The organism is Microbispora bryophytorum (genome assembly GCF_006874465.1).
In the GTDB taxonomy this organism is placed as follows: Bacteria; Actinomycetota; Actinomycetes; order Streptosporangiales; family Streptosporangiaceae; genus Microbispora; species Microbispora bryophytorum.
The window spans coordinates 67821-76550 of record NZ_VIRL01000027.1; the positions used below are offsets into that span (position 1 = coordinate 67821).

Annotated in this window: 7 protein-coding genes and 1 pseudogene; 7 read left to right on the forward strand and 1 reads right to left on the reverse strand. The window is 65.1% G+C overall.

Annotated features, from left to right (window positions below; all coding sequences use genetic code 11):
* Nucleotides 1-6: 6 nt before the first annotated feature.
* The 7 genes and pseudogenes from FLX07_RS32805 to FLX07_RS32835 all read left to right on the forward strand — a co-directional run bounded on the left by FLX07_RS32805 (nt 7) and on the right by FLX07_RS32835 (nt 8602).
* Nucleotides 7-1338, forward strand: coding sequence for a hypothetical protein (locus FLX07_RS32805; protein WP_142575572.1), 1332 nt, complete (start codon nt 7-9; stop codon nt 1336-1338).
* A 631-nt stretch (nt 1339-1969) separates the two neighbouring features.
* Entirely contained in the window at nt 1970-3259 is a 1290-nt protein-coding gene (locus tag FLX07_RS32810) for a helix-turn-helix domain-containing protein (protein ID WP_142575573.1), read from the forward strand.
* Between the two features lie 15 nt (nt 3260-3274).
* On the forward strand, nt 3275-3991 hold the full coding sequence (locus FLX07_RS32815) for a toll/interleukin-1 receptor domain-containing protein (RefSeq protein ID WP_142575574.1): 717 nt from the start codon (nt 3275-3277) through the stop codon (nt 3989-3991).
* Nucleotides 3988-5961, forward strand: a complete 1974-nt coding sequence (locus FLX07_RS32820) for a hypothetical protein (protein WP_142575575.1) — start codon at nt 3988-3990, stop codon at nt 5959-5961. The genes FLX07_RS32815 and FLX07_RS32820 overlap by 4 nt, the downstream gene beginning before the upstream one ends.
* Before the next feature lie 56 nt (nt 5962-6017).
* Nucleotides 6018-7082 carry a hypothetical protein gene (locus tag FLX07_RS37255; RefSeq protein ID WP_208762512.1) on the forward strand — a complete coding sequence of 355 codons (1065 nt, stop codon included), beginning with the start codon at nt 6018-6020 and terminating at the stop codon, nt 7080-7082.
* Nucleotides 7083-7122: 40 nt separating this feature from the next.
* Nucleotides 7123-7659, forward strand: a complete 537-nt coding sequence (locus FLX07_RS32830) for a hypothetical protein (RefSeq protein ID WP_189105094.1) — start codon at nt 7123-7125, stop codon at nt 7657-7659.
* 50 nt (nt 7660-7709) lie between these two features.
* Nucleotides 7710-8602: pseudogene (locus tag FLX07_RS32835) on the forward strand (IS5 family transposase).
* Here the strand turns inward: FLX07_RS32835 and FLX07_RS32840 are convergent.
* A partial coding sequence (locus FLX07_RS32840) for an integrase core domain-containing protein (RefSeq protein WP_142571880.1) occupies nt 8599-8730 on the reverse strand: 132 nt, incomplete at its 5' end. The pseudogene FLX07_RS32835 and the gene FLX07_RS32840 overlap by 4 nt on opposite strands.

An 8730-nucleotide genomic window follows, 5' to 3' on the forward strand; every position in this document is an offset into this window, starting at 1 on the left:
GAAGCAGTGGAATCTACGCGCTACGAGCAGAACCTGGCCGGGCACGACGGGCTCGCCGCCGCCATGGCTGTGGCCTCGGCGCGGGCCCGCGCCGCCGTCCCCGTGTCCACGCCACGTGAAAGAGCGATCCGAGACATCGCCACCGGAGTCGCCGCGCCTGTCCTGGTCGGCTACGTGATCTGGCTGCTCCGCACGGCACAGGACCGCCACTTGCACCGGTTGTGCTTTCTGTCCCGCGATGCCCAGGTCTTCTCCGAGATCGCCACGCGCCTGGCTCCTCGGCTAGGGATCCGGCTCCCCATGAGCTACGTGTACAGCAGTCGTCGCACGTGGAGCCTGGCTGCCTCCGACCCCTACGGGTTGGAGAAGGCCGACTGGCTGTTCAACAGCTTCATGCGCTCCAACGCGGCCGACGTATGCGCTCGCCTCGGCCTCGACATCGAGAAATTCACGGGAACACTGGCCGCCGCAGGCGCCTCGCTCTCGCCGTCGGCCCGAGCCGACGACCCAGAGCAGAATGCGGCGTTGCGGCGGTTCGTGGCGATGCCTGAGGTAGCGGAGGCGATGCGGCCGCGTATCGAGCAGATGCGGCAACTCGTACGCGACTACGCCATCCAGGAAGGCATCGCCTCGGGGAGCACAGGCCTTGTCGATGCCGGCTGGACCGGACGGATGATCGGCGCCCTGCACTCGGTCCTGACGTCCGCCGATTTGCCCGCGCCTCAGACTTTCTTCTGGGGACACGAGCCGCGCGCATCCGGCTGGACCGACTCAGAGTTCATCACCGCGTATATGTACAACACCGTTGCCGAGCCAGGAGTGCGGTGGCGAGTACCCGACGTGCCATACATCGTGGAGACGTTTTGCATGGCAGACCACGCCATCGTGTCCGGCTTCAGCCGTACGCCGGAGTCAGGACGAATCGAGGCGGTGCTTGAGAAGTCCAATGCGCCTGTCTCCGCGTGGGGATTCGATGTCTACCGCGCTGCGATCTACGCCTTCTGCTCGGCGCTTTCGCTTTCCCACGCCGGTGACGACATCCGCCCGGTGCTTTCGTCCCTGCTGTACGGCTTCTGGATTACTCCCACAGAGGAGGAAGCCGCAGCGTGGGGGGCGTACCCCTACGACTCCGACCCCCTCGGCAGGGCCACCCTGCCGCTAGCCCGCGCTTTCACCGAGCAAGAACTGAAACCCCTACTCCACGGCGACGGCCCGTTCGAACAGGGGAACCGGGCGTGGCTGCAGGGATCCCTCGCACTAAGCGGTCCGGCTGGAAGGCAGGCGGGCGCCATACTGTCTCCTCAATACGCCACACTTGGCAGCCCCGCCACCGACTGACTGGTGCAACGGTGGTCCGGTGTCTTCAGGAGTTCGTGTTCCCGCTAAGGAAACAGCCCGTGGTGTGCGCGGCGGCGATAGGTGTGAGGGCGGCTCTATCGGTCAAATAGGGTTCACCCTCATTGAGGACATCCAGGCCGCAACCGTGGCGCTGCGCACCCACGGATCCCCGTCTATGACGTCGAGAGGGTGTTTTAAAGAGTAGGGGCCGCTGTCGTCCTTGTGGCACTGATACTGGGATACCCCCGCTTCCGGTCTTTGCTGATCAAACAACACAAGGTGTTCGAATCTCACTAATCGTCGCCGCCATCGCCCCTCTTTCAATCGACGGCGTGAATGTGTCTAACCGTGTTGATGCAACTGTCCATAAACTCCTATCCGAAGAAGGTCGCAACCATAAGCGATTTGATTAAGTTGGGCTCCAATTGGACGACATGTGTGACGTCGTTGGGGATCGATGGCACCGCCCCGTAAGCACTGCTAACCGAGCACCGCTTCCACATAGCGCTGTTTCCAGATCCCTGCGAGAGTGGAAACGGGAAACAACGGTACCGGCCTTGTCTGAGCGGCCGCTCCTGTCGCAACCTTGGGGAGTCGGCTGTTCGGCCTGGAAGTGACGGAGGTCCAGACAGTGCGACAGCCGATCCAGTTCGGGCAGGAGCTTCGGAGGCTGCGAATCGCCTCAAATCTCACTTTGACCGATCTCGCGAATCGGGTCCATTACAGCAAGGGTCAGCTCAGCAAGGTGGAGCGAGGGCTCAAAGTGCCGAGTCGGGACCTCGCCCGCCTCTGCGACGCCGCGCTCAACGCCGGGGGTGCCCTGGTGAAACTCGCGCCAGCAATGCAGACCAAGGTAGCTGAGGTACGGGCAACGGAGGGCGCCGACGAGGAGGTGTGGCTGATGCAATTATCCGCGGATGGTCAGAGTTGGTTCCAGCCAATGGGCCGACGACAGGTCCTCGCCGCCGGGGTCGCGTCTATCGCCGGTGTGAGCATCGGCGGCACCGAGACCGGCTCAAAGGCAGGGAGCGAGGAACTGCTGAGGGTGTCTCGGTCACTGTTCGACCAGTACCGCCTACTGGGACAGGTGGCCAATCCAGCGATTATGCTTCCCGCGCTCATCTCGCAGACGCACATGCTCAGGGAAGCTGCCGTCACCGCCGATTCGGTTACACGTCAGGGTCTGCTCAAGCTGGGCTCGCGATACGCGGAGTACGTTGGTTGGCTCGTACAGGAGACGGGCAATGAGCAGGGCGCGCTGTGGTGGACCCGGCGGGCGGTCGAACTGGCCGCGGCCGGTGGCGAGCGGCATCTGGCGGCATATGCGCTGGTGCGGCGCGCACTGGTCACCCTCTACCGGGAGGATGCCGCCCAGACCATAGGTCTGGCGCAGCAGGCACAGGAAGAGCAGGTACCGCCGCGGATCCGAGGGCTGGCTGCGCAGCGAGAGGCACAGGGACACGCGATCAACGGCGACTACGACGCCTGCATGCGCGGCCTGGATCGTGCCAGGACGCTGTTGACACCACGGCTCGAGGATGGTGACGGGCCAGTCATCGGCACGACAAACCTGTCCGATCCGGTGGCCATGATCACCGGTTGGTGCCTTCACGATCTGGGGCGTCCCCGCGAGGCCGCCGAAATTCTTGATCGAGAGCTGGCGCGGGTAGCGTCTCAGGCCGTTCGTACCAAGGTCCGTTACGGGGTGCGCCGCGCTCTCGCCTATGCCGTCGCAGGCGATGTGGACCACGCCTGCACCCTCACGCGTGACCTATTGGGCGGCGTCATCACCGTAAGCTCCGCCACCATCGCCGCAGACCTCCGTTCGCTCGCCCGCGTCCTGGGCCGCCATCCGCGCAACGCTCAGGTGCGTGATCTGTCCCCTGAGCTCAGTACCGCGCTACGCATCGTCACGCCCTAGAAAGGAGAACCCACGATGCCCGAGGTGTTCGTCAACTACCGGACGGGAGACGGGGACAAGACCGCAGCCGTGATCGACAGAGAGCTGTCGCACCGCTTCGGTGAGGACAAAGTCTTCCGTGCGTCCAAGTCCATCAAGCCGGGATCGCCCTATCCCGCGGAACTGCTCGACAACGTCCGCAACTGTTCCGCGCTGGTCGCCGTGATCGGACCGGACTGGGCCGGTGCTCCCGCGCTGCGGGATGAGAACGACTGGGTCCGCAGAGAGATCATGGAGGCACTCGCCCACAGCATTCCCGTCATTCCCGTTCTCGACGGCCGTAGAACCGAACGGCTCAGGTCCTCGGAACTTCCGGCGGAGCTCGGCCAGCTCGCCGATTACCAGTCCATCCGACTCGATCTTCAGGATGCAGAGTCGGGCCTGACCCGGATCGCGAAGACCCTGGTCGAACTGGTGCCCGCGCTTCGCGACCGCACTACTGCCGAACGCCCTGACACGGTGCACAACCAGATGAGGGACGTGCACGGCACGGGCGTGCAGAGCCGGGACATCCACGGTGACGTGGGCACGGTCGTGAAGGGGAACCAGGGGCCTATCCACATGGGCAAGGGGAACCAGTACAACAACTCCCCGCACTTCTCCGGCCCGGGGGCGACCTACGTGCAAGGGAACAACGAGGGGGGAATTCGTCACACGCTCGGCGGCTCGGACAAGAATGAGGACGAGCGTTGAGCGACTGGTTCCAGCATTCCGTCTACAGCCGTCACGCGCAGATGCATATGGGCCCGGGGGACCTGCACGTTAACAACTACTACTTCGAGACGCTCGCGGACCGCGGAGGGCAATCGTTCAGGAGCTTCGCGGCGGATTACCTGCTGTGGCTGCGCAGGAACTTCGTCCCTCCTCCCAGGTTCGGCCAGGCACGGGAAATCCTTGCCTCGCAGAGAACCGTTCTGCTCGACGGGGCACCGGGCAGCGGCCGGGTGGCGGCCGCGCAGATGCTGTTGCATGAGCTGCGCACGGGCGAGGACACGTTCCGGGAGTTGCCGCTGAACGATGACGAGAGCAGCCCCCTCCTCGCTCTCGACGGCATCGCCGATGACACCCTGTTGCTGCTCGACCTGTCCGAGGTCGAGGAGAAAGTCTGGATGAGGGCTCACGAAGAGCTTCACTCCGTGCGGGCCGAGGTCTACAGGCACCAGGCCCGTCTCGTCGTCGTGCTCCCATACGAGAGAACCACACGCCTGGTGCCGGCGCTCGCGCCGTATCGGGTAGTGATCGGTCGTCCGCAGGAGTTGGCGGTGCTGCGGCGTTACCTGCGCCTGAACGGCCTTGCCCCTGAAGTGATCAAGCAGCCCGCGCCCGCTGTGGTTACGGCGTTCCTCGGGCGGCGCCCGCCGATGGAGGACATCGCTCGCTTCGCGGGGCTTGTCGTCGACGCGCGAGCGGCGAAGGCCGGGGGAGCAGGGGATTACGCCGCCTGGTGTCAGGAGGCGTACGCCGCGCTGGGCGGGCGGGAGGCAGAAGTAGCAGATAGCCTCCGCGAACTGCAGGATGGATCGTTGCGTGCTTTGCTGCTCGCCACCGCCATGCTGCATGGTGCGCACGCTGACGCCGTCCACAACGCGGCCGTCTCGCTGCTGGCCACGTTGCGCCATCCGGAGGAAGACCTCCCGGTGCTGCAGCATACGGGCCTCGTCGAGCGGTTCCGCGAGATCGGCGCAGAACGGGACGGGAAGGGCTGCGTACGGTTCAAGGTCCTGGAGTTCGACAGGGCCGTCCGGGTGTACTCCTGGACGCAGTTGCCGGAGCTGCGGGCGGGCCTACGTGAGTGGGTCGGGGCGACCGTCATGTCGACGGAGCTCACAGAGGCGGATCGAGACGAGCTGGTCAAGCGCTTCACGGAGTTGTGCCTGCAGGACCGCTACAGGCAGATGCTCGTTCCCTTGGTGCTCACGTGGACGGAGAACGAGGCGAAACGAGCCGGGACGCGAGCAGCGGTTCAGCTTCTGACGAAGGGCCTGCAGGACCAGCGTCAGGGCTGGTTCTTCCGGCGTCAGATCTACGAGTGGTCCATCAGAACCAATCTATCCGCCGCGCTCACCGAGGTAATCATCTCGCTCTGCACCGAGGTGATGGCTGTGCATCATCCCCACGAAGCGGTGGTCCGCCTGCACCACATGGCGAGGCGGGAAGGGCAGGGGACCACACGGGCGCGCGACGCTCTCACCCGGCTCGTACGTGCGGACCGGCGTCTTCTCCGGCTGATGTTCGACCGGCTCGACTATCAGTTCAGTGGCAACAGCACCTACAAGGCCGATCCCGACCTCTTCCTGGAGCTGGCCGACCCGGGCCTGCTGACTGCTACAAAGGGCGGGAGCAGGAGCCTCGTCACCCAGGAAGCCGTACGGAAGCAGTTGACGAATGGCTGGGACGTGGTCTTCGGGCGACGGCCCGAGGATACGTGGAGTCCTGCGGCCAGGCGATGGCTCCTTGCTGCCGGCGCAGGAGGGCCGTACCAGGACGCGCTTCTCGATGTGCTGATCGACGGCGGCGCCCGGCGTACGGACGTCCTGGCCCGGCTGTACGTCATGGCCAGTGAGCTGGAACGTTCCCTGCCTCCTCCGGATGAGTCCGACGTGCGGTTTCGTGACCGCGTGCTGCAAAAGATCAACATTGTCCAAGGTGTTCAGGTGGCGTGAGCTCAGCCCTCGTGACATATGCAGGAAGGCATCCCATGACTTCTGGCCGTACAACCGTGACGATTTACCTCGTCGTCTTCTCTGGACTGATCCTCGTCGCCCTCATCCTCTTCGCTCCCCAGCCGCTGTGGCTCGGAGCCCTCCTACTCGTGGCGCTGGGCGTGGTCTGCTTGGCCATCGCGAAGATGATGCGCCGTCATGCCGAGCCGTCGGTGACGTACGCCGTTCCGCCGCCGGTCCCACCCGTGGAGCATAGAGAGCACCGCATCGTCGAGGTTGCCCTGCCGAGCGCCTGGGAGGACTACGACTTCGTGTTCTCCGCCACGGTTCGCTGGTCACCGACCGGCGTAGGAACGGACGAGTCATTCGTCAACGCCGAGGCTCTCGCGGTGGAGACCATCCTGACACGTGCGCGGAGGATCACGGAGAACAGGCCACCTGGCCGCGCGTCACTCGTTCAGCATGAGCTCAGCGGGGCGTTGGGCCGGATGGAGCCGGACGACACGGGCTGCCTTCGCGTGATGGCCGAATCGGTCACCCTCACGCTCTCGGAGGACGATCGCGAACGGCTCGCCAAGCTCGCCTCCACGCGCAAGGAGAACGCCGTCTGGGAGCACGAGATGAGGTATCAGCAGAGCAGACGTGCGTACCTGAGCGAGAACGTGCTGAAGGACCCCGGCAGCGCGGTGGTCTGGTGGCTCGCCAAGAACGACGATCACGTCGAGAAGACCGTGAAGGACATCGGGCTGCTCGCTCAGCTCTCCTCTGCTGCGAACAACGCGCACGTACCCGAGCCGTTCCTGCACCTGGTCTCAGGGCCGGTGAACGGGGAGCGGGCCACTGAATCGGAGCCCTATTTGATGAACGGGGAAGCGGATCCACCCACATCGGCACCCCGGACGCCTGCCGACCACTTCGGTGCCTTTCTTCTGTCGATGGACCTCTCAGAAGGCGATCCCGAACGAGCGCTCCTTTCCCGGCAGATATCCGACGTCTTACGCAAGAACGGCAGGCAGGATGTGGCCGACGAGCTCAACAACCGATTCGACATACCCACTGCTTCTCTCTTCGACGACTTCGATCCCCCGTCTGCCCCACCGGACGATGAGCCGGATCGATGAACCCGCCGATGGACCGCGATAAGCAGGTAGGGGGCCAGTGGTGGAGGCTGAGCTGATGGCACTGGCGAGTTCGGGGGCGGCGACGCTGGTCGGCCTCATGGTCTCCGATGCGTGGACGGAGGTGAAGGACGGCATCGCCCGGATGCTCGCCCGAGGAAGGGCGACCGAACAGGTGGCGCACGACCTCGATGTTTCTCGCGCTGAGTTGCTGCAGGTTGGCGGATCGCGAGACGGGCAGCTCTTGGCGGCTGTCGAAGGTGAATGGCGCGCCCGGCTGCAGGAGCTGCTCCAGGCTGAGCCTGCCCTCGCCGAGGACCTGCGACGCCTGCTGACAGCGGGGGATATGCCGAAGGCATGGCCCTTGAGAGAGGTGCACAACGTGATCACTGGGGGAGTGCAACACGGGCCCGTGATCCAGGCAGGCCGGGTATCCGGCCTGGCCTTCCACCTGCCCAAAGCCCCTGAGGGGGCAGACGGGGATGAGGTGCGTGCCGCCGTGACTTTTCCTCCGATCGACCGATCCCTTGAAGCAGCCCCCAACGCTGCGAATCGGCAGCACATCACTCGGTTCACCTAGAGCCTGTCTGACAATTGATCACGGCTGGTGCGGTTAGATGATCGTTCGTGGTGAGACGTGGTGAGCTGACCGACAAGGCCTGGCAGCGGATCGAGCCGTTACTGCCCGCCACGGACGGTAAGGGCCGTCCGTGGCGCGATCACCGGCAGGTCATCGACGGCATCTTGTGGCGGCTGCGGACCGGCGCGCCGTGGCGCGACATCCCCGAGCGGTACGGCCCCTGGCAGACCTGTTATGAGCGGTTCAAGCGCTGGGACCAGGACGGCACCTGGGCGCGTCTGCTGGAGGAGATGCAGGTCAAGGACGACTCGGTCGGCCGGGTGGAGTGGACCTTCAGCGTCGACTCGACCATCTCCCGGGCGCACCAGCACGCGGCCGGCGCCCGTAAAAGGGGGACGACGGCGGGACGATCGATACGAAGCAGTCGCAAAGACGGCAGGCGCTTGGACGGTCCCGGGGAGGACTGACCACCAAACTCCACCTGATCACCGAGGCCCGCGGCCTGCCCATGGCCCTGCACCTGACCGCGGGCAACGTCGTCGACTGCTCCGCCTTCGAGGCGGTGATGGCCAAGCTACGGCTCCCGCGACGCGGGCCGGGACGACCGCGCACCCGCCCTGATCGCCTGATCGGCGACAAGGGCTACTCCTCCCGGAAAATCCGCACCTACCTGCGCTCACGCGGTATCAAGGCCGTCATCCCCGAGCGCAGGGACCAGATCGCCAACCGCAAGCGCAAGGGCAGCCGCGGAGGCCGCCCCCACGCCTTCGACGCCGAGACGTACAAGCAGCGCAACCTGGTCGAACGCTGCTTCGGCAAGCTCAAGTAGTGGCGGGCCATCGCCACCCGCTTCGACAAGCTCGCCAGCCGCTACCTCGCCGGCGTCACCATCGGCTGCCTGATGCTCTGGCTCCGCAACGCCGAATTGTCAGACACGCTCTAGGTGTACTGCCCTGGGAGGTTGGTGACGCGGCTGATGGGTGGCTGGCCTTTCAGCGCGGTGTGTCCGCGGTGATGGTTGTACATGTGTAGCCAGGGGTCAAGGGCGGCGCGGCGTTCGGCTTCTGAGGC

Bases quoted from the DNA above. Each gene is read 5' to 3' on its own strand.
- FLX07_RS32815 (WP_142575574.1), top strand. From the start codon at position 3,275: ATGCCCGAGGTGTTCGTCAACTACCGGACGGGAGACGGGGACAAGACC.